Annotated in this window: 1 protein-coding gene; it reads right to left on the bottom strand. The window is 48.6% G+C overall.

All coding sequences use genetic code 11. From position 1 onward, the window contains the following. Positions 1–199 precede the first annotated feature (199 nt). Positions 200–850, bottom strand: a 651-nt coding sequence (locus tag R7E78_RS25495) for an electron transfer flavoprotein subunit alpha/FixB family protein (protein ID WP_318058523.1), incomplete at its 5' end; no start/stop codon positions are given.

Here is an 850-nt window from a genome sequence, read left to right as displayed (position 1 = left end):
TCGCTAATCTCATTACTTGTGCTGCTTCGTACATTAGTGCTCTCGATAAATCGAAGCAGGTTACTGTCTCTGACTCGCTCAGCAGATGGCGACCAAATAGGAGTTTGGCTTGGCATAGTTCCCTCTATATTCAATCCATTGTTAACTTACGTTGATCAAAAAGGGCGAGCATCATCATGCTCGCCCTTAGTCGGTTTATTTATAGTTGTTCAGCGAGCTGAGGCAATATCTCAAACAGATCGCCGACTAACCCATAATCCGCCACTTCGAAGATTGGGGAGTCTGGATCTTTGTTGATAGCGACAATCACTTTCGACTCTTTCATGCCGGCAAGGTGTTGGATTGCACCAGAGATCCCGACGGCAATGTAAAGCTTAGGCGCGACGATTTTGCCGGTTTGACCGACTTGTAAGTCGTTAGCGACAAAACCGGCATCGACAGCAGCGCGAGATGCGCCAATCGCTGCGCCGAGTTTGTCGGCGACTTTTTCGATAAGTTCGAAGTTCTCTTTGCTGCCCACGCCACGACCGCCAGAAATCACGATTTCCGCAGCCGTCAGTTCAGGGCGCTCAGAAACGGTCTTGTCGATAGCAACTAACTCTACAACGAGAGATTGAGCCGAGGTTTGCTGATGTTCAATATCGACTTGGCTGTTGCAAGCAACAGGATCAAAAGCAGATGCGCGCACGGTGACCACACGTAAACTGTCATTTGAAGTCACTTTAGCGAAAGCGTTGCCCGCATAAATTGGGCGTATAAACGTTTTGTCATCCACCACTTGAACGATGTCAGAGATTTGCCCAACACCACATTTAGCGGCGATACGTGGCGCAAGATCTTTTCCTTTGGA

This window comes from Vibrio sp. YT-19(2023) (genome assembly GCF_033337395.1).
This window is presented reverse-complemented; position numbering and strand designations above follow the sequence as displayed.